Genomic DNA, 22,080 nt, shown 5'->3' on the forward strand with positions numbered 1-22,080 from the left:
ATGTGCGACTCGGCAGCCGACGGGGCCGACAGCACCGAAGAAGAGCCCACGCCGCTGCCGCACCCGTCCGACGGCGTCCCCGACCTGTCGGTGTCCGTCGACGAGATCGCGGCCGCGGCGGCGTTCCTGGCCGGCGGTCGGGGCCCGTTCGCGGTGGACGCCGAGCGGGCGTCGGGGTTTCGTTACTCCAACCGCGCGTACCTGATCCAGATCCGGCGCGCCGGAGCCGGCACGGTGCTGATCGACCCGGTCAGCCACGGCTCGGCGCCGCTGGACGCGCTGCGGCCGGTCGCCGAGGTGCTGGCGACCGACGAGTGGATCCTGCACTCCGCCGACCAGGACCTGCCGTGCCTGGCGGAGGTGGGCCTGCGCCCGCCGGCCCTGTACGACACCGAACTCGCCGGGCGGCTGGCCGGGTTCGAGCGGGTCAACCTGGCGACCATGGTCGAGCGGCTGCTGGGCTTCGGGCTGGCCAAGGGCCACGGCGCCGCCGACTGGTCCAAGCGCCCCCTGCCGATCGAGTGGCTCAACTATGCGGCCCTGGACGTGGAACTGCTGATCGAGCTGCGCGCGGCCATCGCGCAGGTGCTGGCCGACCAAGGCAAAACCGATTGGGCCGCACAGGAATTCGAGTACCTGCGGGATGCGGGCACCCGGGAGGCCGCGCCGCGGCGGGATCGGTGGCGCCGCACGTCGGGCATCCACCGGGTGCGCGACCGGCGCGCGTTGGCCGCGGTCCGCGAGCTGTGGACCACCCGCGACCGCATCGCGCAGCGCCGCGACATCGCGCCGCGGCGCATCCTGCCGGACTCCGCGATCGTCGACGCCGCCCTCGCCGACCCGAAGACCATCGACGAGCTGGTCGCCTTGCCGGTGTTCGGCGGCCGCAACCAGCGGCGCAGCGCCGCGACCTGGCTGGGCGCGCTGGAGGCCGCCCGCCGCAACGACGACCCGCCCCCGGACGCGGAGCCCCCAAACGGGCCGCCGCCGCCGGCGCGGTGGAGCAGGCGCAAACCCGAGGCTGCCGCGCGCCTGGAGGCCGCGCGGGCGGCGCTGTCGCAGGTGTCGGAGCTGGTCAACGTGCCGACGGAGAACCTGGTCTCACCGGACCTGGTGCGGCGCCTGTGCTGGGACTGGGCCGCCGCGGACGACGCCCCCGCTGCCGTCGACGAGTTCCTCCGGGCCGGGGAGGCCCGACCTTGGCAGCGGGAGCTGGTGGTCCCGGTGCTCGCGGCGGCGCTGCAGGCGGCGCCCGCCGACTAGTCCAGGCGCTCGCGGATCTCGGGCTCCGCCTCGGAGCTGCCGAGCGCGGCGACCCACCCGGTGATGCGGCGCGCCACGTCCTGATCGGTCAGCCCCAGCTCGGCCAGCAACTCGCCGCGCGAGGCGTGCTCGAAGAACTCCTGCGGCAGGCCGACGTCGCGGCACGGCACGTCGATCTCGGCGCGCCGCAGCGCCGCCGACACCGCCGACCCGACGCCGCCGTTGACGCCGTTGTCCTCCAGCGTCACCAGCAGCTTGTGCCGCGTCGCCAGGTCGAGGATGCCCGGCGACACCGGTAGCACCCAGCGCGGGTCGATCACCGTCACGCCGATGCCCTGGTTGTGCAGCCGCTTGGCCACCGACAGCGCCATCGACGCGAACGCGCCCACGGCCACCAGCAGGACGTCGTGGTTGGACCCGCCCGCCGGCACCGCGAGCACGTCGACGCCTCCCACCCGTTCGACGGCCGGGATGTCCTCGCCGACGTCGCCCTTGGGGAACCGCAGCGCGGTGGGACCGTCGTCGATGTCCAGGGCCTCGCCGAGTTCCTCGCGCAGCCGGGTGGCGTCGCGGGGCGCGGCCACCCGGATGCCGGGCACGATGCCCAGCATCGACAGGTCCCACATGCCGTTGTGGCTGCCGCCGTCGGAGCCGGTGATGCCCGCCCGGTCGAGCACCATGGTGACGGGCAGCTTGTGCAGCGCCACGTCCATCATGATCTGGTCGAAGGCGCGGTTGAGGAACGTCGAATAGATGGCCACGACGGGGTGCATGCCGCCCATCGCCAACCCGGCCGCGGACGTCATCGCGTGCTGCTCGGCGATGCCGACGTCGAACAGGCGGTCGGGGAACTGCTCCCCGAACGGCGCCAGCCCGGTGGGCCCCGGCATCGCCGCGGTGAGCGCGACGACGTCGCGACGCTTGCGGGCGTAACCGATCAGCGACTCGGAGAACGTGGCCGTCCAGCCGGGGCCCGCGATGGCGGTGGCCTGCCCGGTGACCGGGTCGATGACGCCGCAGGAGTGCATCTGCTCGGCCTCGTCGTCCTCGGCGGGGCCGAAGCCCATTCCCTTGCGGGTCACCACGTGCACGATCACGGGGCGGCCGAAGCCGCGGGCGTGCCGCAGCGCGGCCTCCACCGCGCGTTCGTCGTGGCCGTCGACCGGGCCGACGTACTTGAGCCCGAGGTCGGTGAACAGCAGCTGCGGGGACAGCGAGTCCTTGATGCCGGCCTTGACGCTGTGCATGAAGCGGTAGGCGATCTTGCCGAACAGCGGCATGGCCCGGATGGCGTCGCGGCCCCTCTCCAGGGCCTGCTCGTAGACCGGCTGCAGGCGCAGCGTCGCCAGGTGGTCGGCGACGCCGCCGATGGTCGGGGCGTAGCTGCGGCCGTTGTCGTTGACCACGATGATCACCGGGCGGCGCGACGCCGCGATGTTGTTGAGCGCCTCCCAGCACATGCCGCCGGTGAGCGCCCCGTCGCCCACCACCGCGACCACGTGCCGGTTGCGGTGCCCGTTCAGCTCGAACGCCTTGGCCAGCCCGTCGGCATAGGACAGGGCGGCGCTGGCGTGGCTGGACTCCACCCAGTCGTGTTCGCTCTCGGCGCGCGACGGATACCCCGACAGGCCACCCTTTTTCCGCAGGCCCTCGAAGTCCTGCGCCCGCCCGGTCAGCATCTTGTGGACGTAGGCCTGGTGCCCGGTGTCGAAGATGATCGGGTCGTGCGGCGAGTCGAACACCCGGTGCAGCGCCAAGGTCAACTCGACAACGCCGAGGTTGGGCCCCAGGTGTCCCCCCGTGGCAGCCACTTTGTGGATCAGGAACTCGCGGATCTCGCCGGCCAGTTCCCGCAGCTGTTGACCCGACAGGTGCTGCAGATCAGCGGGGCCGCGGATCTGTTCCAGCATCCCGACAGTCTACGCAGCCAGCGCGGCCGGCACCGGGTAGCGGCGGGCACCGGTCGGCTCAGGGGGCGCTGAAAAGCCCGGTCAGCGTGTGATGAAGTTCCGGATCGGCCAGGATGACGACCTCGTCACCGGCCCGCAGTTCGGTGTCGCCGCGCACCGGGACCAGCCCGGTGGCACGCACCACGATGCTCACCCAGATGTCGCCGACGCGGTCGCCGAGCTGCTCGACGGTGCAGCCCTCGGCGGCGGACCCGGCGGCCACGCTGAGCCGATGAGCCCCCTCGGGCTCGTCCGCGAGCCGCACGCCGATCTCCCAGGGCCGGGTCGTCACGGTGCGCATGGGCACCCGCAGCAGCCGCGCGACGCCGGGGACAGCGCCGCCCTGCACCAGCACCGAGAACACCACGACGACCACCACCACGCCGTAGAGCCGTTCGGCGTCACCGACGTGGGCGACCCGCACGAGTTCGCCGAGCAGGATCGGCACCGCGCCCTTCAGCCCGGCGAACAGGATGAAGGCGCGTTCGTTGCGCTCGAGCCGCACGCCCAGCAGACAGGCGCCCACCGCCACCGGGCGAATCAGCGCCGTCAGGGCCACCCCGAGCAGCAGCCCGGTGAGCCAGACGTCCGGGTGGGCGAGCACGGCGAGGTCGACGGTCAGGCCCAGGATGGCGAACGCGACGATCTCGGCCAGGCCTGCCAGGGCGGCGTGGAACCGCTTGATGTCCGGCTTGTAGGGCGCGTGGGCGTCGCCGATCACGATGCCGGCGACGAACACCGCCAGGAATCCCGAGCCGTGCGCCAGGGTGGCGATGCCGTAGAGCATCAGGCTGCAGGCCAGCGTCCGCAGCGGGTAGAGCGCCTCGCTTGGCAGCGCGACGCGGCGCATGAAGACGAGCAGGGCGCGGCCGCCGAGCAGCCCGACGGCCAGGCCGACCGCCATTTGCAGTGCGAATTGCGTTGCGACATCCGCGAATCCGGCGGCGCCGAGGAGGCCGGCGGCGAGCAGGCCGGCCATCAGCGAGATGCCGACCGGATCGTTGGCGCCGGACTCGCCCTCGAGAATGGTGCCGCTGCGACCCCGGATCTCGCGCTTGCCCAGCACGGAGAAGACGACGGCCGGGTCGGTGGGAGCGACCGCGGTGGCGACCAGGACCGCGGGGAACCAGTCGATGCCGCACGCGTAGTGCAGCACCAGGGCCGCGCCGGCCGCGGTCAGCGCGGTACCCGCGACGCCCACCGACAGGATGGGGGCCGCCGCCGCGCGGAACCTCGAGGGCCCGATGTGCATACCGCCGTCGAACAACACCAGCACCAACGCGATGGTGATCACCCGTTCGACGATCCGCTCCGACGGCGGCTGCACGGCCGGTGCCACGTGCGCCGCCACCGCGGCGCCGATCAGGACCAGCAGCGGCACCGGGACCTTCACCCGCTCGGTCAGGCGGTTCGCCAGGACGGCCACCAAACCCAATGCGCTGCAGAACAATACGATGAGCGCGTAGCGCGGGACGTCGTTCATGGTCGCGGCGATCCGACGCGGGTGGTCAGCACGCAGGCCTCCTCGTGGCACGACAACGACTTCGCCGACCAGACTTCCCGGCACACCGCGATGGAGTCTAGCCGCCAGACGCCCGCTAGGAGCGGCTCAGCAGCGCGACGCATTCGGTGTGGTGGGTCAGCGGGAACGCGTCGAACACCTTGATCCGCTCGACGACATAGCCCTGGCCCAGGTAGCACCCGATGTCGCGCGCGAAAGACGCTGCCTCGCAACCGATGTGCACCACCCTCCGGACTCCCGCCGCGGCCAGCGCGTCGATGACCTCGCGCCTGGCGCCCGCGCGCGGCGGGTCGAGCACCGCGACGTCGGCGGCGGCGCGCTGCGCCGCGAGCGCGCGCCGCACCGAATCGGTGACCACCTGCACCTGCGGCAGGTCGGCCAGCGCGGCGCGCGCCGCCCGGGTCGACGCGCGCGAGGTGTCGACGGTGAGCACCCGGCCCGACTCCCCCACCGCGTCGCCGAGCGCCGCGGCGAAAACGCCTGCGCCGCCGTACAAGTCCCAGGCGCTCATGCCCGCGCTCGGCTGCGCCCAGTCCGCGACGAGGGCGCTGTAGGCCGCCGCCGCGTCGCGGTGCGCCTGCCAGAAGGCCGTCACCGGGATCCGCCAGGTGCGGCCGGCCACCCGCTGCACGGCCTCGTAACTGCCCTCGGCCACCGTGGTGGACGTCCGCTTGCCCTGCCGCGTCGTGCGCACGATGTGCCGCGCGCCGTCGTCGTCGAGCGCCACGTGCAGCTGCGCCGACGGCGGCCAGTCGGCCTCGGCGATCCCGTCGAGCATGCCGTCGGGCACCTGCGCGCAGCGCAGGTCGGTCACCAGTTCGTCGCTGTGGTAGCGGTGGAAGCCCGGCCGCCCGTCGGAGCCCACCTCGAGCCGCACCCGGGTGCGCCAGCCGGAGGGCGCGCTGTCCGCCAGCGGCTCGGCCTCGCCGCGCCACCGGTATCCGCCAAGGTGTTCCAGCTGATTGGCCACCACCTCGGCCTTCAGCGCGCGGGCCGCCTCGGGCGCCACGAACGCCAGGTCACAGCACCCGGCGCCGCTCACGCCCGCGATGGGGCACAACGACGCGGTGCGGCCGGCCGCCGGCTCGAGCACCTCGATCGCCTCGGCGTGCCAATAGGATCCGCGCTGTGCGGTGACCCGGGCCCGGACCCGCTCACCCGGCAGCGCGTAGCGGACGAAGACCACCCGGCCCTCGTGATGGGCCACGCAGCTGCCACCGTTGGCCGGGGCGCCGGCGACCAGGGTCAGCGACTGCGGCGGCGCGCCGGACGATTCGCGGATCAATCGAAGATCCCCCGACGGGCATCACCGGGCGCCATGTGCGGTTGCAGCGTCTTACGCCGCTCCGACGAACTCAATTGCCACGGAACCGAAGTCACCATGACGCCGGGCATGAACAGCAGCCGCCCCTTGAGCCGCAGCGCGCTCTGATTGTGCAGCACCTGCTCCCACCAGTGGCCCACCACGTACTCCGGGATGAACACCGTGACCACGGTGCGCGGTGACTCCTCCCGCGCCCGCTTGACGTAATCGAGGACGGGGCGGGTGATTTCGCGATACGGCGAGGCGATGACCTTGAGCGGCACGCTGATGTCGCTCTCCTCCCACTTATGCACCAGCTCGCGGGTCTCGGCGTCGTCGACGCTCACCGTCACGGCCTCCAGCACGTCGGGGCGGGTGGCCCGGGCGTAGGCCAGCGCGCGCAGCGTCGGCAGGTGCAGCTTCGACACCAGGACCACGGCGTGGTTGCGGCTGGGCAACACCACGTCGTCCTGGTCGGCGGCCTGCTCCTGAAGCTCCCGGTTCACCGTCTTGTAGTGCCGGTGAATCATTTTCATGATCACGAACAACAGGCTCATCGCGAACAGCGCGATCCACGCACCGGCGAGGAACTTGGTGACCAGCACGACCAGCAGGACGGCGCCGGTCGACAGCAACCCGACCGTGTTGACCACGCGGGAGCGCATCATCTTGCGACGCGCCCGCGGGTTGGTCTCGTTGCGCAACAGGCGGGTCCAGTGCCGGACCATCCCGATCTGGCTCAGCGTGAACGAAATGAACACCCCGACGATGTAGAGCTGGATCAACGCGGTGACCTCGGCCCGGAAGGCGATGATCGCCAGCAGCGCGGCGGCCGAGAGGAACAGGATCCCGTTGGAGAACGCCAGCCGGTCGCCGCGGGTGTGCAGCTGGCGCGGCAGGTAACTGTGCTGCGCCAGCACCGAACCCAGCACCGGGAAGCCGTTGAACGCGGTGTTGGCCGCCAGCACCAGGATGAGCGCGGTCACGGTCGCGATCAGCAGGAAGCCGAGGTGGAAGCTGCCGAAAACCGTCTGCGCCAGCTGCGTCACCAGGGTCTTCTGGTAGTACCCGGGCGGCGCGCCGGACAGCTGCGTGGCCGGGTCCTCGACCAGCTGCACCCCGATCTGCTGAGCCAGCACGATGATGCCCATCAGCAGGGCCACCGCGATGCCGCCCAGCATCAGCAGCGTGGTAGCCGCGTTGCGCGACTTGGGTTTTTCGAACGCGGGGACCCCGTTGCTGATCGCCTCGACACCCGTCAGCGCCGCGCAGCCCGAGGAGAACGACCGGGCCACCAGGAACGCCAGCGCCAGGCCGACCACCTGGCCGTGCGCGGCGTGCATCTGAAATCCGGCGGACTCCGCGCGCAGCGGGTTGTTGAGCACGAAGATCCGGATCAGCCCCCAGCCGATCATGATGAACACCCCACCGATGAAGGCGTAGGTGGGCACCGCGAAGGCGACCCCGGACTCCCGGATCCCGCGCAGGTTCAAGCCCATCACCAGCAAGATGGCGACCACGCAGAAGGCCACCTTGTGCTCGGCCACCAGCGGGATCGCCGAGCCGATGTTCGACATCGCCGAGGCCGTCGAAACGGCCACGGTCAGAACGTAATCCACCATCAACGCGCTAGCCACCACGAGGCCGGCGGTGTCGCCGAGGTTGGTGGTGACCACCTCGAAGTCGCCACCCCCGGACGGGTAGGCGTGCACGTTCTGCCGGTAGCTGGCCACCACGACCATCATCACCGCGGCCACCGCCAGCCCGATCCACGGCGTCAGCGCATAAGCGGTGACCCCGGCGACCGAGAGCATGAGGAAGACCTCCTCGGGCGCGTAGGCGACCGAAGACAGCGCGTCGGAGGCGAACACCGGCAAGGCGATCCGCTTGGGTAGCAGCGTGTGCGCCAGGCGGTCGCTGCGAAACGGCCGACCGATGAGCAACCGACGAGCCGCGGTTGAAAGTTTGGACACGAGAGCCAAGAGTAAGCCCACCGGCCTATCGCGGTAGGTTTCATAGGAGAATGTTCGCCGACCGCAACGGTTGCCCGACGTGGTTTGCCGGTGGGGGCGCGCGACGCAGCCGAGAGGACCTCAAGTGCGCGTAGTGGTGATGGGCTGTGGCCGCGTGGGCTCCTCGGTCGCCGACGGGCTGTCGCGAATCGGCCACGACGTCGCGGTGATCGACCGCGACAGCACCGCCTTCAACCGGCTCAGCCCGGAGTTCGCCGGCGAGCGGGTGCTGGGCCAGGGGTTCGATCGCGACGTTTTGCTGCGGGCCGGCATCGAGGAGGCCGATGCGTTCGCCGCGGTGTCATCCGGCGATAACTCCAACATCATCTCGGCGCGGCTGGCCCGAGAGACGTTCGGCGTCAAACGGGTCGTCGCCCGCATCTACGACGCCAAGCGCGCCGAGGTCTACGAACGCCTGGGGATCCCGACCATCGCGACGGTGCCGTGGACCACCGACCGGCTGCTCAACGCCCTGCTGCGGGAGAGCGAGACCGCCAAGTGGCGCGACCCGACCGGGACCGTCGCCGTCGCCGAGGTGGTGTTGCACGAGGACTGGATCGGCCAGCGGGTCACCGACCTCGAGCAGGCGACCGGCGCCCGGGTGGCGTTCCTGGTCCGGTTCGGTTCGGGCGTGCTGCCGGAACCGAAGACGGTCATCCAGGCCGGCGATCAGGTGTACGTCGCCGCCATCTCCGGGCGCGCCGCCGAGGCCGTGGCCATCGCGGCGCTGCCGCCCAGCGAAGACGCGCAGTGAAACCGAGCCCCGGGGTCCTGGGGGGACCACCCGCTTGCGGGGGAAAGTGGCGGACATGAAAGTAGCTGTCGCCGGCGCCGGCGCGGTCGGCCGCTCGGTCACCCGCGAACTGCTCGGCAACGGGCACGACGTGACCCTGATCGAGCGCAACCCGGACCACGTCGACGTCGACGCCATCCCGGCGGCGCACTGGCGCCTCGGCGACGCCTGCGAGCTGAGCCTGCTGGAGTCGGTGCACCTGCACGAGTTCGACGTGGTGGTCGCCGCGACGGGCGACGACAAGGCCAACGTCGTGCTGAGCCTGCTGGCCAAGACCGAGTTCGCGGTGCCGCGGGTGGTGGCCCGGGTCAACGATCCGCGCAACGAGTGGCTGTTCACCGACGCCTGGGGCGTGGATGTCGCCGTGTCGACGCCGCGCATGCTGGCCTCGCTCATCGAGGAGGCGGTGGCCGTGGGGGATCTGGTGCGCCTGATGGAGTTTCGCAAGGGGCAGGCCAACCTCGTCGAGATCACGCTGCCCGACGACACCCCGTGGGGCGGCAAGCCGGTGCGCAAGCTGCAGCTGCCCCGCGACACCTCGCTGGTGACGATCCTGCGCGGCCCGCGGGTGATCGTCCCCGAGGGGGACGAGCCGCTGGAAGGCGGCGACGAGCTGCTGTTCGTCGCCGTCGCCGACGCGGAAGAGGCCCTGCAGAAGCTCCTGCTGCCGGGCGATCAAACCCCGGACTAATCGCTAATCGCGCACGGCGTCCGGCCGCGCCGCGGCGTCGTCGGTGGCGGCCGCCGCGAGGGCGCGCTGCGCCGCCTTGATCGCCGCGTAGGTCACCAGCGCCGCCAGCGCGGTGAGCGGCCAGCCCATCCCGATCCGCGCCGTCGCCAGCCAGCCGGTCTTGTCGGCGTCGTAGAGCAGCCGCTGGACCACGAAGCGGGCGGCGAACACCAGCACCCACCCGATCGTGGCGATGTCGAAGGCGTGCACGGCGCGCGGAACGGCGCGCCAGGCGGCGTCGCGACCGGTGGACCAGGCCCACCCGAAGCCCACCAGCGGCCGCCGGATCGCCACCGACGCCGCGAACACCACCGCCCACAGCAGCGACGTCCAGATCCCCAGCAGGAAGTAGCCCTTCGACTGCCCCACCACGTAGGCGATCGCCGCACAGATCGCGACGCCGAAGAACCCGGAGACGGCCGGCTGCACGGAATCGCGTCGCAGCAGCCGCCACAGCAGGACCAGCGCGGCCACCCCCAGCGCGGACAGGACGGCGGTCGATAGGCCCGACACACTCGACGCGCCGACGAAGACGACCACGGGCAGCGACGAATAAACGATGCCGCTCAGCCCGCCCAGCTGAGCCAGCAGGCGTTCGGGATTCATCCGGTCGGCGCTCACCCCCTCGGGCGGCTCCGATTCTCCTGACGACGAAGGTGCCCCCGCATCACCGCGGGTGGTCACCGCTGAATTTCGTAGTGGGGGTTGTAAATCGCCTTGGTGCCGTTCTCCAGCTTGCCCAGCCGGCCGCGGACCCGCAGCGTGCGCCCCGAGTCGATGCCGGGGATGCGGCGCTGACCCAGCCACACCAGGGTGACCGTGTCGCTGCCGTCGAACAGCTCGGCGCGGACCCCGCCCGCGCAAGCCTTGCCGTTACATTCCACGCTGCGCAGCGTCCCGACCATCGTGACCTCCTGGCCCCGCTGGCAATCGATTACGCGTTGCGCGCCGGTACTTGCGACCTCGTCGGACAGTTCCTCGGAGTCGCGCAGCTCCGGATCTTCCGTCAACCGACGGGTGAGCCGGCGCAAATACCCTTGGGCCCCCATGGCCACTCCTACAGTGCTGCTACAGCTATCGGCGCTTCCAACAAATCAACGGCCACCGTAGACCTCTTGGTTCCCCGGCGCCAACCGAATCAAACTTGACGTTGGAGCGTGGGTGAACGCCGGGGCACTATCGAGGAGTGGTTGCCCATCTGCGCGGTGTCACGACCGTGCTGCTACCCGGAACCGGTTCCGACGACGACTACGTCGACCGAGCGTTTTCCGGTCCCTTGCGCGAGGTCGGCGCCGTGCCGGTGACACCGGCGCCGCGGCCGGATCGCCTGATCGACGGCTACCTGGCGGCGTTGGACGACGCCGCCGAGACGGGCCCGATCGCGGTGGGTGGCGTGTCCATCGGGGCCGCCGTGGCGGCCGCGTGGGCGCTGGCCCACCCGGACCGGACGACCGCCGTGCTGGCCGCCCTGCCGGCCTGGGCCGGTGAACCCGGGGCAGCGCCCGCGGCGCTGGCCGCGCGCTATTCGGCGGCGCGGCTGCGCGACGACGGCCTGGCGGCGACGACGGAGCAGATGCGGGCGTCCAGCCCGCCGTGGCTGGCCGACGAGCTAACCCGGTCGTGGCGGGCGCAATGGCCCGGTCTGCCCGACGCCATGGAAGCCGCGGCCGGTTACGCGGCGCCGAGCCTTGCCGAGCTGGGCCGGCTGTCGGCCCCGATGGGGGTGGTCGGCGCGGTCGACGACGCGATTCACCCGCTGCAGGTCGCGCGCGCGTGGGCGGGCGCGGCGCCGCGGGCGGCGCTGCGCACGATCACCCTCGATCAGTTGGGCGCCGATCCCGCGGCGCTCGGCGCGGCCTGCCTGGCCGCGCTGGGCGAGCTGGGTTAGCCCCCGGTGGTGGTGCGCAGTTGCTGCATGGCCGACCCGTCGGCGCTGCGTCGGGCCGCCGGCTCGGCGGGCGGCGGGGCCTGCTGGCTCTCGGCGGCGGCGGCCTGTTGCGCCGCGGCGGCCTCGCGCAGTTGCTGCGTCATCGGCTCGGGCAGCTGCACGGTCAGCGGCGTGCGCACCGGCAGCGGGGTGTCGCCGCGCCGTACCACGGTGTCGGCCAACGCCGCTCGCGCCTCGGTCTCCAGCGCTTCCATCGTCTCGTGGGTGCCGTTGATGACGCAGCGGATCATCCATCGGTAGCCGTCGACGCCGATGAAACGCACCACGCCGGTCGCGGTGCCGACCACCTCGCGGCCCCACGGCCCGTCCTTGATGCTGACCTGAGCCGAGTCCTTGCGCAGCGACTCGGCGAGTTCCGCGGCCACCTCGCGCCACAGGCCGCCCGTCTTCGGCGCGGCGTAGGCGGCGATGGTGAACCGGCCGTTGGGCGTGACAACCCAGACGGCGCTGGGCACCCCGGTCTCGGTCAGCTCCACCTGCAGCTGCCCGGCCTCGGGCATCGGAATGAGCACCGACCCCAGATCGAGGCGGGCCAGCTCGGCGACCGCGGGGTCGTCGAAGTCGTCGATGTCGAACGGGCCCTCGAGGTCGTCGAGGGCGTCGGCCGCCGGCGCGTCCGCGGCCTGCGCCGCGGCGTCGTCCGATCGGTCGTCCCCACCGGCGGGCGTGGCGCCGCCGTCGTCGTCGCCCGAGCGCCTACCAAATCCCACCATCAGCGCCGCCCACTTTCCCTCGTCGCTTCGCTTTGCACCGTCACAGGCTCGCATGCCCGCCGGAAGAACCATGACCGCCGTCGCCGCGGGAGGTCCCCGCCAGGCCCGCTTCGTCGAACGACGACACCTCGACCAGCTCGACCAGCTCCACTCGCTGCACCAGCAGCTGCGCGATGCGATCCCCGCGGTGCACCTCGATGGGCTCGTCGGGGTCGAGGTTGATCAGCGAGACCTTGATCTCGCCGCGATACCCCGCATCGATGGTGCCGGGGCTGTTGACGATCGAAAGGCCCACCCGCGCAGCCAATCCCGAACGCGGGTGGACCAGGCCGACCATCCCGAACGGGATCGCGACGGCGACCCCGGTGCCCACCAGCGCGCGCCGGCCGGGCCCCAGGGTGACGTCCTGCGCGCTGTAGAGGTCCACGCCGGCGTCACCCGCGTGGGCGCGACTCGGCAACGGCAACTCGGGGTCGAGGCGGACAACGGCCAAACTGGTCGACACGGGGCCACAGATTACCCTTGACTGCGTGTCCGCTACGCGCGTCGCGCCGCACAGTGTGCGATATCGCGAACGATTATGGGTCCCGTGGTGGTGGTGGCCGCCAGCCTTCGCGCTGGCCGGGCTGATCGCCTTCGAGGTCAACCTCGGCGTCCGTTCACTGCCCCAATGGTTGCCGTACGCGGTGCTGTTCGTGGTGGCCGCCGCGACGCTGTTGTGGCTGGGCCGCATCGAGGTCCGCGTCACCGCCGACCCCACCGGTGGAGTGGAGTTGTGGGCCGGCGAGGCGCACCTGCCGGTCACCGTGATCTCCCGGTCGGCGGCGGTAGCGCCGTCGGCCAAGTCGGCCGCGTTGGGCCGCCAACTCGATCCGGCGGCGTTCGTCGTGCACCGCGCCTGGGTGGCGCCGATGATCCTCGTGGTGCTCGACGACCCGGACGACCCGACCCCCTACTGGCTGGTGAGCTGCCGGCACCCGGACCGGGTGCTGTCGGCGCTGCGAAGCTGAGGACGGCGGTCAGGCCGCGCAGTCGGTACAGATCATCACGCCGTTCTTCTCGCTGGCCAGCCGGCTGCGGTGCTGCACCAGGAAGCAACTCGAGCAGGTGAATTCGTCCGCCTGCTTCGGAATGACGCGGACCGACAGCTCCTCACCGGACAGGTCGGCGCCCGGCAGCTCGAAAGATTCGGCGGTTTCTGACTCGTCGACGTCGACCACGGCCGAGGCCGCCTCGTTGCGTCGCGCTTTGAGCTCCTCCAGCGAATCCTCCGAAACATCATCGGTTTCGGTCCGCCGTGGAGCGTCATAATCGGTAGGCATATCTGTTCCCCTGCCCCTATTGCCTTCGCATGCCCTCGTAACCCAAGCATCGCTTTGTACCAGCGTCGAACGCATCCACCAAACGATTCGTGCCCGGATGACCGGCATCTAATGTGTGATTTACGTCACACTGCCGCTCTGGGCCTTGAGTTCGTCCCTGAACAGTGCGTTTGGCGTGCCGCTAGAGTGCAGCTGTGGTCGCACAAATCACGGAGGGAACCGCCTTCGACAAGCACGGCCGGCCCTTCCGGCGGCGCAACCCCCGGCCCGCCATCATCGTGGTCGTCCTGCTCTCGGTCGTCACCGCCGTGGTCTGGACCATCGCGCTGACGCGGCCGGCGAAAGTGCACGAGGCGATCGTGTGCAACCCTCCGCCCAAACCCGCCGGCTCGGCGCCGGCCCAACTCGGTGAAGAGGTATCGCGCAGCGCGATGATGGACGTCACCCCCGCGAAGCTCGCCGACACCAAGGTGCGCGTCCTCAACGCCAGCGGCCGGGGCGGCCAGGCCGGTGACGTCGCGGGCGCGCTCAAGGACCTCGGCTTCGCCCAGCCCACCGCCGCCAACGACCCCCTCTACGCCGGGACCCGGCTGACCTGCCAGGGCCAGATCCGTTTCGGCACCGCGGGGCAGGCCACCGCCGCCGCGGTGTGGCTGGTCGCGCCGTGCACCGAGTTGTTCAACGACAACCGCGCCGACGACTCCGTCGACCTGGCCCTGGGGACCGACTTCTCCGCGCTGGCCCACAACGACGACATCGACGCCGTGCTTGCCACCCTGCGCCCCGGCGCCACGGAACCCTCCGACCCCGCCCTGCTCGCGAAGATCCACGCCAGCAGCTGCTGAGGCGCGTCAGTCGGCGATCGGGTCCAGGCCGTTGAAGCGGCCCAGCACGGCCAGCAGCTCGTCGGCGATGCCGGGCGCGGCGGCCAGCACCAGCCCGGCCCCGGGCACGTCCGGCGAGGGCAGGGACACCCGCGCGCCGGCTTCGGCCGCGATCAGCGCCCCGGCGGCGCGGTCCCACACCTGCAGCCCGTGCTCGTAGTACGCGTCCAGGCGACCCTCGGCGACCATGCACAGATCCAGCGCCGCCGAGCCGATGCGCCGCACGTCGCGGACCACCGGCAGCAGGCGCGCCAACAACGCCGCCTGCGCCGCCCGGCGCTGGCGCGCGTAGCCGAATCCGGTCCCCAGCAACGCCATCGACAGATCGTCGACGGCCGCGCACTGCAGCGGGCGGGTGCCGTGCTGGTCGACGACGTGGGCGCCGAGGCCGGCAGCGGCCGAGAACACCCGGGCGCCGACGACGTCGGCGACGGCCCCCGCCACCGACACGCCACCGATCTGCACGCCCACGGACACCGCGTAGGCGGGAATGCCGTAGACGAAGTTCACCGTGCCGTCGATGGGGTCGAGCACCCAGGTGACCGCGTCCTCGTGGTCGGCCGCGGCGTCGGCCGGGCCGCCGCCCTCCTCGCCGAGAATGGGTTCGCCAGGCCGTAATTCGGCCAACCGGTCGCGCAGCAGCCGCTCGGTCTCGGTGTCGACCACCGTCACCGGGTCCGTGGGCGTGCTCTTCGAGCGCACCGCCCCGTTCGGGCCGCCCGGGGCGTCCGCGCCGAACACCTCGGCGCGGCGGCGGCGCGCGAATTCGGCGGCCTCGCCGGCCAGGGCCTCGGCCACGGAACGCAGCCGCCAAAGCTCTTCATCGGGTGGCGTCACGGGTACATCGCATCACAGCGCCCGGCGCCGCGCAGACGCCGCCGACGGCGTCGTCACCGGGCTAAGGTGATCGGACACAGCCCCGCTCGACCAGGAGTCTCGATGACCAGCACCGACTCGACCACGGATCCGCCCGGCACCGACGCGTCCAACGGCGCCGGCCCGCGTCGCGGATTCGGCATCGACGTGGGCGGCAGCGGCATCAAGGGCGGCATCGTCGACATGGACACCGGCCAGCTCATCGGGGACCGCATCAAACTGCTCACCCCGCAACCCGCGACACCGACGGCCGTCGCCAAGACCATCGCACAAGTCGTCAACGGCTTCGGCTGGACCGGCCCGCTCGGCGTGACCTACCCCGGCGTCGTCACGCACGGCGTCGTGCAGACGGCCGCCAACGTCGACAAGTCCTGGATCGGCACGAACGCGCGCGACATCATCAGCGCGGAACTCAACGGCCAGGAGGTGACGGTTCTCAACGACGCCGACGCGGCCGGCCTGGCCGAGGAGCACTACGGGGCGGGCAAGGGACAGTCGGGGCTGGTGGTGTTGCTGACCTTCGGCACCGGCATCGGCTCCGCGGTGATTCACAACGGCGTCCTGATACCCAACACCGAATTCGGCCACCTCGAAGTCGGCGGCAAGGAGGCCGAGAAGCGCGCGGCGTCCTCGGTCAAGGAGAAGAACGACTGGTCGTTCGAGAAGTGGGCCAAACAAGTCACCAAAGTGCTGGTGACCATCGAGAACGCGGTGTGGCCGGACCTGTTCATCGCCGGTGGGGGCATCAGCCGCAAGGCCGAGAAGTGGGTGCCGCTGCTGGAAAATCGCACCCCGGTGGTCGCCGCGGCCCTGCTCAACACCGCCGGTATCGTCGGCGCGGCGATGGCCGCTACCTCGGACGTGACGCACTGATTTTTGCCCGGCAGAGCCGTTTGACGGCGCACTGTCGTTACAATGGTGTTCGGCGACCGCCCGAACGAGAGCGTGCTGGCACGCACGCAGATACCAACGCCGACATCGACATAGCAGACACTTTCGGTTAACCATGCCCTTACCCACCGGAAGTGAGTCCAAACGAAGGGGTGTAAGTGGCAGCGACCAAGGCAAGCCCGGCAACCGAAGCGCCGGTGAAACGCAGCGCCACGAAGGCGCCCGCGGCACCCGCCAAGCGCCCGGCCGCCAAGGCCGCTAACGGCTCGGCCCCCGCGAAGCGGGCCGCCAAGGCCGACGGGGGCGACGCGACCGCGAAGGGCCGCGGCGCCGCGAAGGCGCCGGCGGGTCGCGGGACGAAGGCGGCCAAGGGCGGCCCGTCGGACCCCGACGCCGACCTGAACGCCGCCGAGTCCGACGGTTCGGAGGAGCTGGAGAGCGAGCCCGATCTCGAGGGCGAGGACCTCGACATCGACACGGACCTGGCCCTCGACGACCTGGAGGACGAGGTCGCATCCGACGGCGACGAGGCCGAGGCGAGCGACTCCGACGAGGGCGAGGACGAGGAAGCCGAAGAGCCCGGCGAAGCCGCGCCCAAGGCGAAGGCCCCGGCCGCCGCCGAGGACGACGAGGAGATCGCCGAACCGTCCGAAAAAGACAAGGCTTCGGGTGATTTCGTTTGGGACGAGGACGAGTCCGAGGCGCTGCGGCAGGCCCGCAAAGACGCCGAGCTCACCGCCTCGGCCGACTCGGTGCGCGCCTATCTCAAGCAGATCGGCAAGGTGGCGCTGCTCAACGCCGAGGAAGAGGTCGAGCTCGCCAAGCGCATCGAGGCCGGCCTGTACGCCACCCAGCTGATGGCCGAGCTGTCCGAGCGGGGCGACAAGCTGCCCGCCGCGCAGCGCCGCGACATGATGTGGATCTGCCGCGACGGTGACCGCGCCAAGAACCACCTGCTGGAGGCCAACCTTCGCCTGGTGGTGTCGTTGGCCAAGCGCTACACCGGTCGCGGCATGGCCTTCCTGGACCTGATCCAGGAGGGCAACCTCGGCCTGATCCGCGCGGTCGAGAAGTTCGACTACACCAAGGGATACAAGTTCTCCACCTACGCCACCTGGTGGATCCGGCAGGCGATCACCCGCGCCATGGCCGACCAGGCCCGCACCATCCGCATCCCGGTGCACATGGTCGAGGTGATCAACAAGCTGGGCCGCATCCAGCGCGAGCTGCTGCAGGACCTGGGCCGCGAGCCCACTCCCGAAGAGCTGGCCAAGGAAATGGACATCACGCCCGAAAAGGTGCTGGAGATCCAGCAATACGCGCGTGAGCCGATCTCGCTGGACCAGACGATCGGTGACGAGGGCGACAGCCAGCTCGGCGACTTCATCGAGGACAGCGAGGCCGTGGTCGCGGTCGACGCGGTGTCCTTCACGCTGCTGCAAGACCAGTTGCAGTCGGTGCTGGAGACGCTGTCCGAGCGCGAAGCCGGCGTAGTACGGCTGCGCTTCGGTCTCACCGACGGCCAGCCCCGTACCCTCGACGAGATCGGGCAGGTCTACGGCGTGACGCGCGAGCGCATCCGTCAGATCGAGTCGAAGACGATGTCGAAGTTGCGCCACCCCAGCCGTTCTCAGGTGTTGCGCGACTACCTGGACTAGTCCTGGGCTAATTGCGTCGCGAAAAGCTATTCGCGCGCAGCATCTTCCGACGTGCGCTTGAATCTTGCTGGAAATCCGGCACATTCGGCTGCGCTCGGCGGACGTCGGTCGTACCGTGAGGTCATGTCGGTAGGCCGCACGCTCGTCTCGTCAGGATCCGGTTTCGAGGACGCCGTGGGGTATTCGCGCGCCGTGCGCGTGGGCCCACACGTCGCGGTCGCCGGCACCACCGGGGCCGGGCCGGCGAACGACATCGCAGCTCAGACGCGAGACGCCTTGCGCCGCATCGAGATTGCGTTGCACGAGGCGGGTGCCGCGCTGGCCGACGTGATCCGCACCCGGATCTACGTCACCGACATCTCACGCTGGCACCAAGTCGGGGCGGTGCACGCGCAAGTGTTCGGCGCGGTCCGGCCGGCCTCCACCATGGTGCAGGTCGCCGCCCTCATCTCGCCGGAGCTGCTTGTAGAGATCGAGGTCGACGCCTACGTCGACTCCCCCACGGGCGGGAAGGTGCCGTCGGGCGACGGCCGGTAGGGGGCGACGCGGACCACGGCCCGCACCGGCAGCGGGCCGTACAAGTGCGGGAACAACATGGCCTGCGGGTCCGTTGGAACACCTGGCTCCCACCGCACGGGTGAGTCGAGCAGCGCCGGGTCGATGTGCAACAGCACCAGGTCATCTCGGCCGCGGAATAGGCGGTTGGCGGGCAGGTGCACCTGCTCGGGCGTCGACAGGTGGAGGAACTCGGCGGGGGCCTGCGGCCGGATTTCACCGCGTTCACGCGCCGCGCTCCAGTCGGCGGTTCCGCATAGGTGGACCAGCGCGTTTAAGGGGGACGTCACGGTCGTCAACTCTAGGAAAGTTCGCCGAAACCAAACCTTTACAACCCGTGAGAAACGACACACCCGATAACGATCGGGGAACAAGGCGAAAACGCGATACGTCTGAGAAAGTGAAAGTACGAGAACGGAGAAGCCATGAATGCAACTCTGACGACAAGTCGAGAACTGACCAGAGCCGACCGGTGCGACCGCTGCGGTGCCGCAGCCCGCGTCCGGGCCAAGCTCCCCTCGGGCCATGAGCTTCTCTTCTGCCAGCACCACGCCAACGAGCACGAGGCGAAGCTGATCGAGTTGGCCGCCGTGCTGGAGGTCAGCGAAAGCTAATCCGCCGAACTCGCCCGCCGCCAATGTGGAGCGGGCGAGTGTTTATCGGTAATGCTGGACTGAATGAGCGATCAGGTCGCAAAACCATCGCGCCACCACATCTGGCGAATCAGTCTGAGGACCCTATCGAAAAGCTGGGACGACTCGATCTTTTCCGAGTCCGCGCAGGCGGGCTTCTGGTCGGCGCTGTCCCTGCCGCCTCTGCTGCTCGGGATGCTGGGCACCCTGTCCTACGTTGCGCCGTTGTTCGGCGCGGACATGCTGCCCAGCATCCAACGCCAGCTGATCTCCACGGCGCACAACGTGTTCTCCCCCAGCGTCGTCAACGAGATCATCGAGCCGACCGTCCGGGACATTGGCCACAACGCCCGCGGCGAGGTGGTGTCGCTGGGGTTCTTGATCTCGCTGTGGGCGGGATCGTCCGCGATTTCGGCGTTCGTCGACTCCGTCGTGGAGGCGCACGACCAGACCCCGTTGCGCCACCCGGTGCGGCAGCGGCTGTTCGCGTTGTTCCTCTATGTGGTCATGCTGACGGTGGTGGTCCTGACGGCGCCCCTCGTGGTCGTCGGCCCTCGCAAGGTCGCCGAACACATCCCCGTCGGCCTGGAAAACGTGCTGCGCTACGGGTATTACCCGGCGCTGCTGCTGGGCCTGATGCTGGGCGTCATGATTCTCTACCGGGTGGCGCTGCCCGAGCCGCTGCCCTCGCACCGGCTCATCCTGGGCGCGATGCTGGCGACGACGGTGTTTGTGGTCGCCACGCTCGGCCTGCGGTTCTACCTGAGGTGGATCACCAGCACCGGCTACACCTACGGGGCGCTGTCGACGCCGATCGCGTTCCTGCTGTTCGCGTTCTTCGGCGGGTTCGCCATCATGATCGGCGCCGAACTCAACGCGGCGGTGCAGGAGGAATTCCCGGCGCCGACCACCCACGCGCACCGGGTCCGCAACTGGTTGGTGCAGCGGGTGCGCGGGCTGCGGCACCGCCCCGAGGCGGCGGCCCCACCCGCCGCCCGGCCCCGCGACGCGGTGGCGGCCGAGCCGCCGGTGTAGATCAGTCGCGCTTGAGCCGCTCGTAGATCTCCTTGCATTCCGGGCACACCGGCGACCCCGGCTTCGCCGCCCGGGTGACGGGGAAGACCTCGCCGCACAACGCCACGACGTGGTTGCCCATCACCGCGCTCTCGGCGATCTTGTCCTTCTTGACGTAGTGGAAGAACTTCGGGGTGTCGCCGTCGGTCCCGTCGTCGACGCGTTCGTCGGTCTCGGTGCGTTCGATCGTCTGGGTCTGCATGCCTCACATTCTGCCCTGGCCGGCGCGTCGCCGGCAGCGCGCCGTGGCTCGGCAAAATCGCTCAAGCCGGAAACCTGATCTTGTGGGACAGTGGAGAAATGAAGCACGGCTCCGACTTGGGGTTCGACGACGACGGCAGGCCGGTGCTGATCACCGGTGCCGCCGTCTCCTACGAGGAGCAGCACCGCGCCCGGGTGCGCAAGTACATGACGTTGATGGCGTTCCGGATTCCCGCGCTGGTCCTGGCGGCGCTGGCGTACGGCGCCTGGCACAACGGGCTGATCTCGCTGGCCATCGTGGCGTTGTCGATCCCGCTGCCCTGGATGGCGGTGCTGATCGCCAACGACCGACCCCCACGCAGCGCCGACGAGCCGCGCCGCTTCGACGACGCGCACCGGCGCACCCCGCTATTCCCCCGCGCCGAGCGCGCGGCGATCGAGCCGCCGCGCCCCCCGCAGGCGGGTTGGCCGACAAGTCCGCCCGGCGGCTACGGGCCGCGCTAGGGCCCGGCCGGTTCCGGCGCCGGCGCAGATCTTTCGCACTTCTCAGGACATTCTCAGGTCGCGGGCACATTTCTGCACGTCACGACGTGTGAAGTGAGAAGGCGCTGGGAACTCACAGGGCTGATCTGTCGTTAACTCAATGACAGAACAAGCCGAACGGGAGGTCGCTATGGCGAACGCCAGCACGAGCAGATTTGACGGCGATCTGGATGCCCAAAGCCCGGCAGCGGACCTGGTGCGCGTGTATCTCAACGGAATCGGTAAGACGGCCTTGCTCAACGCGGCGGGTGAAGTCGAACTAGCCAAGCGCATCGAGGCCGGCCTCTACGCGGAGCATCTGCTGGAGACCCGCAAGCGCCTCGGGGACAACCGCCGGCGCGACCTGGAGGCCGTCGTCCGGGACGGTGAGGCGGCCCGCCGCCACCTGCTGGAGGCCAACCTGCGCCTGGTGGTGTCGCTGGCCAAGCGTTACACGGGTCGCGGGATGCCGTTGCTGGACCTCATCCAGGAGGGCAACCTCGGACTGATCCGCGCGATGGAGAAGTTCGATTACACAAAGGGATTCAAGTTCTCGACGTACGCCACCTGGTGGATTCGTCAGGCGATCACCCGCGGCATGGCCGACCAGAGCCGCACCATCCGGTTGCCCGTGCACCTGGTGGAGCAGGTCAACAAGCTGGCGCGGATCAAGCGGGAGATGCACCAGAACCTGGGGCGCGAGGCCACCGACGAGGAACTGGCCGCCGAATCCGGCATCCCGGTCGAGAAGATCAACGACCTGCTCGAGCACAGCCGCGACCCGGTGAGCCTGGACATGCCGGTCGGCTCGGAAGAGGAAGCCCCGCTGGGGGACTTCATCGAGGACGCCGAGGCGATGTCCGCGGAGAACGCGGTGATCGCCGAGCTGCTGCACACCGACATCCGCAGCGTGCTGGCCACTCTCGACGAGCGCGAGCATCAGGTGATCCGGTTGCGCTTCGGCCTGGACGACGGTCAGCCGCGCACGCTGGACCAGATCGGCAAGCTGTTCGGCCTGTCCCGCGAGCGGGTCCGGCAGATAGAGCGCGACGTGATGAGCAAGCTGCGTCACGGCGAGCGCGCGGACCGGCTGCGGTCCTACGCAAGCTGACGCCCCAGCACGGCCACGAGACAGTATGCCCGCCGCATCGCGGCGGGCATATTGCTTGCCTGGGAGCCGTTACAACCATTCGTGCAGCTGGCCAAGTAGACTCAGCGTCGATGGAAGGTGC

The 22,080-nt window shown here is 70.3% G+C and carries 25 protein-coding genes; 13 read left to right on the forward strand and 12 right to left on the reverse strand.

Annotated elements, in window-relative coordinates:
* Window positions 1-1,263, forward strand: coding sequence for a ribonuclease D (locus tag A5700_RS17805; protein WP_068074026.1), 1,263 nt, complete (start codon window positions 1-3; stop codon window positions 1,261-1,263).
* Here the strand turns inward: A5700_RS17805 and dxs are convergent.
* The 4 genes from dxs to A5700_RS17825 all read right to left on the reverse strand — a co-directional run bounded on the left by dxs (window position 1,260) and on the right by A5700_RS17825 (window position 8,010).
* On the reverse strand, window positions 1,260-3,173 hold the full coding sequence (dxs, locus tag A5700_RS17810) for a 1-deoxy-D-xylulose-5-phosphate synthase (protein ID WP_068074028.1): 1,914 nt from the start codon (window positions 3,171-3,173) through the stop codon (window positions 1,260-1,262). The genes A5700_RS17805 and dxs overlap by 4 nt on opposite strands.
* Before the next feature lie 58 nt (window positions 3,174-3,231).
* Window positions 3,232-4,695, reverse strand: coding sequence for a cation:proton antiporter (locus A5700_RS17815; RefSeq protein ID WP_068204904.1), 1,464 nt, complete (start codon window positions 4,693-4,695; stop codon window positions 3,232-3,234).
* Window positions 4,696-4,810: 115 nt separating this feature from the next.
* A complete protein-coding gene (locus A5700_RS17820) occupies window positions 4,811-6,016 on the reverse strand; it encodes a class I SAM-dependent RNA methyltransferase (RefSeq protein ID WP_156671285.1) in 1,206 nt (401 codons plus the stop codon).
* Window positions 6,016-8,010 carry an APC family permease gene (locus tag A5700_RS17825; protein ID WP_068074033.1) on the reverse strand — a complete coding sequence of 665 codons (1,995 nt, stop codon included), beginning with the start codon at window positions 8,008-8,010 and terminating at the stop codon, window positions 6,016-6,018. Before A5700_RS17825 ends, A5700_RS17820 begins: the two co-directional genes overlap by 1 nt.
* Before the next feature lie 124 nt (window positions 8,011-8,134).
* Here A5700_RS17825 and A5700_RS17830 point away from each other — a divergent pair, with 124 nt between their 5' ends.
* Together A5700_RS17830 and A5700_RS17835 are read left to right on the forward strand one after the other, a co-directional pair.
* The gene (locus A5700_RS17830; RefSeq protein ID WP_197502933.1) at window positions 8,135-8,803 is read left to right on the forward strand and encodes a TrkA family potassium uptake protein; all 669 of its coding nucleotides are present in this window, start codon (window positions 8,135-8,137) and stop codon (window positions 8,801-8,803) included.
* 55 nt (window positions 8,804-8,858) lie between these two features.
* Entirely contained in the window at window positions 8,859-9,533 is a 675-nt protein-coding gene (locus tag A5700_RS17835) for a TrkA family potassium uptake protein (RefSeq protein WP_068074035.1), read from the forward strand.
* A gap of 3 nt (window positions 9,534-9,536) precedes the next feature.
* Here A5700_RS17835 and A5700_RS17840 read toward each other — a convergent pair whose 3' ends face one another.
* The gene (locus tag A5700_RS17840) at window positions 9,537-10,193 is read right to left on the reverse strand and encodes a DUF3159 domain-containing protein (protein WP_068074037.1); all 657 of its coding nucleotides are present in this window, start codon (window positions 10,191-10,193) and stop codon (window positions 9,537-9,539) included.
* Between the two features lie 59 nt (window positions 10,194-10,252).
* Window positions 10,253-10,621, reverse strand: a complete 369-nt coding sequence (locus A5700_RS17845; protein WP_068074039.1) for an OB-fold nucleic acid binding domain-containing protein — start codon at window positions 10,619-10,621, stop codon at window positions 10,253-10,255.
* 137 nt (window positions 10,622-10,758) lie between these two features.
* Here A5700_RS17845 and A5700_RS17850 point away from each other — a divergent pair, with 137 nt between their 5' ends.
* Window positions 10,759-11,460, forward strand: a complete 702-nt coding sequence (locus tag A5700_RS17850) for a hypothetical protein (RefSeq protein WP_068074041.1) — start codon at window positions 10,759-10,761, stop codon at window positions 11,458-11,460.
* Here A5700_RS17850 and A5700_RS17855 read toward each other — a convergent pair.
* A complete protein-coding gene (locus A5700_RS17855) occupies window positions 11,457-12,233 on the reverse strand; it encodes a DUF3710 domain-containing protein (protein ID WP_068074043.1) in 777 nt (258 codons plus the stop codon). The genes A5700_RS17850 and A5700_RS17855 overlap by 4 nt on opposite strands.
* Before the next feature lie 40 nt (window positions 12,234-12,273).
* Window positions 12,274-12,738 carry a dUTP diphosphatase gene (dut, locus tag A5700_RS17860; protein WP_068074045.1) on the reverse strand — a complete coding sequence of 155 codons (465 nt, stop codon included), beginning with the start codon at window positions 12,736-12,738 and terminating at the stop codon, window positions 12,274-12,276.
* 25 nt (window positions 12,739-12,763) lie between these two features.
* On the opposite strand from dut, the gene A5700_RS17865 reads away from it, so the two are divergent.
* Window positions 12,764-13,243: a DUF3093 domain-containing protein gene (locus tag A5700_RS17865; protein ID WP_068074047.1), complete on the forward strand. Its 480-nt coding sequence runs from the start codon at window positions 12,764-12,766 to the stop codon at window positions 13,241-13,243.
* A gap of 9 nt (window positions 13,244-13,252) precedes the next feature.
* Here A5700_RS17865 and A5700_RS17870 read toward each other — a convergent pair whose 3' ends face one another.
* Window positions 13,253-13,555: a DUF4193 domain-containing protein gene (locus A5700_RS17870; protein WP_067115263.1), complete on the reverse strand. Its 303-nt coding sequence runs from the start codon at window positions 13,553-13,555 to the stop codon at window positions 13,253-13,255.
* A gap of 194 nt (window positions 13,556-13,749) precedes the next feature.
* Here A5700_RS17870 and cei point away from each other — a divergent pair, with 194 nt between their 5' ends.
* Window positions 13,750-14,400 carry an envelope integrity protein Cei gene (gene cei / locus A5700_RS17875; protein WP_068074049.1) on the forward strand — a complete coding sequence of 217 codons (651 nt, stop codon included), beginning with the start codon at window positions 13,750-13,752 and terminating at the stop codon, window positions 14,398-14,400.
* 6 nt (window positions 14,401-14,406) lie between these two features.
* On the opposite strand, the gene A5700_RS17880 is transcribed toward cei, so the two are convergent.
* The gene (locus tag A5700_RS17880; protein WP_068074051.1) at window positions 14,407-15,276 is read right to left on the reverse strand and encodes an inositol monophosphatase family protein; all 870 of its coding nucleotides are present in this window, start codon (window positions 15,274-15,276) and stop codon (window positions 14,407-14,409) included.
* Between the two features lie 102 nt (window positions 15,277-15,378).
* Between A5700_RS17880 and ppgK the strand changes: the two genes are divergently transcribed.
* From ppgK to A5700_RS17895, 3 genes are all read left to right on the forward strand, one after another.
* Window positions 15,379-16,188: a polyphosphate--glucose phosphotransferase gene (gene ppgK, locus A5700_RS17885; RefSeq protein ID WP_068074053.1), complete on the forward strand. Its 810-nt coding sequence runs from the start codon at window positions 15,379-15,381 to the stop codon at window positions 16,186-16,188.
* Between the two features lie 176 nt (window positions 16,189-16,364).
* Window positions 16,365-17,864: an RNA polymerase sigma factor gene (locus tag A5700_RS17890; RefSeq protein ID WP_156671281.1), complete on the forward strand. Its 1,500-nt coding sequence runs from the start codon at window positions 16,365-16,367 to the stop codon at window positions 17,862-17,864.
* A 123-nt stretch (window positions 17,865-17,987) separates the two neighbouring features.
* Window positions 17,988-18,401 (forward strand): RidA family protein, encoded by a 414-nt coding sequence (locus A5700_RS17895; RefSeq protein WP_068074057.1) that lies wholly within the window; start codon window positions 17,988-17,990, stop codon window positions 18,399-18,401.
* Here the strand turns inward: A5700_RS17895 and A5700_RS26630 are convergent.
* Window positions 18,350-18,718: a DUF952 domain-containing protein gene (locus A5700_RS26630; protein WP_068074059.1), complete on the reverse strand. Its 369-nt coding sequence runs from the start codon at window positions 18,716-18,718 to the stop codon at window positions 18,350-18,352. The genes A5700_RS17895 and A5700_RS26630 overlap by 52 nt on opposite strands.
* A gap of 126 nt (window positions 18,719-18,844) precedes the next feature.
* On the opposite strand from A5700_RS26630, the gene A5700_RS17905 reads away from it, so the two are divergent.
* Both A5700_RS17905 and A5700_RS17910 read left to right on the forward strand, forming a co-directional pair.
* The gene (locus tag A5700_RS17905; protein ID WP_068074061.1) at window positions 18,845-19,033 is read left to right on the forward strand and encodes a hypothetical protein; all 189 of its coding nucleotides are present in this window, start codon (window positions 18,845-18,847) and stop codon (window positions 19,031-19,033) included.
* 63 nt (window positions 19,034-19,096) lie between these two features.
* Window positions 19,097-20,086, forward strand: coding sequence for a YihY/virulence factor BrkB family protein (locus A5700_RS17910; protein WP_068074063.1), 990 nt, complete (start codon window positions 19,097-19,099; stop codon window positions 20,084-20,086).
* A gap of 1 nt (window position 20,087) precedes the next feature.
* On the opposite strand, the gene A5700_RS17915 is transcribed toward A5700_RS17910, so the two are convergent.
* On the reverse strand, window positions 20,088-20,327 hold the full coding sequence (locus A5700_RS17915; protein WP_068074065.1) for a DUF3039 domain-containing protein: 240 nt from the start codon (window positions 20,325-20,327) through the stop codon (window positions 20,088-20,090).
* Window positions 20,328-20,407: 80 nt separating this feature from the next.
* Between A5700_RS17915 and A5700_RS17920 the strand changes: the two genes are divergently transcribed.
* Both A5700_RS17920 and sigB read left to right on the forward strand, forming a co-directional pair.
* Window positions 20,408-20,830: a DUF3099 domain-containing protein gene (locus A5700_RS17920; RefSeq protein WP_156671283.1), complete on the forward strand. Its 423-nt coding sequence runs from the start codon at window positions 20,408-20,410 to the stop codon at window positions 20,828-20,830.
* Window positions 20,831-20,969: 139 nt separating this feature from the next.
* Window positions 20,970-21,959, forward strand: coding sequence for a sigma-70 family RNA polymerase sigma factor SigB (sigB, locus tag A5700_RS17925; protein ID WP_068074069.1), 990 nt, complete (start codon window positions 20,970-20,972; stop codon window positions 21,957-21,959).
* Window positions 21,960-22,080: the final 121 nt, after the last annotated feature.

Origin of the sequence: Mycobacterium sp. E1214, from assembly GCF_001666755.1 — a bacterium.
GTDB lineage: Bacteria > Actinomycetota > Actinomycetes > Mycobacteriales > Mycobacteriaceae > Mycobacterium.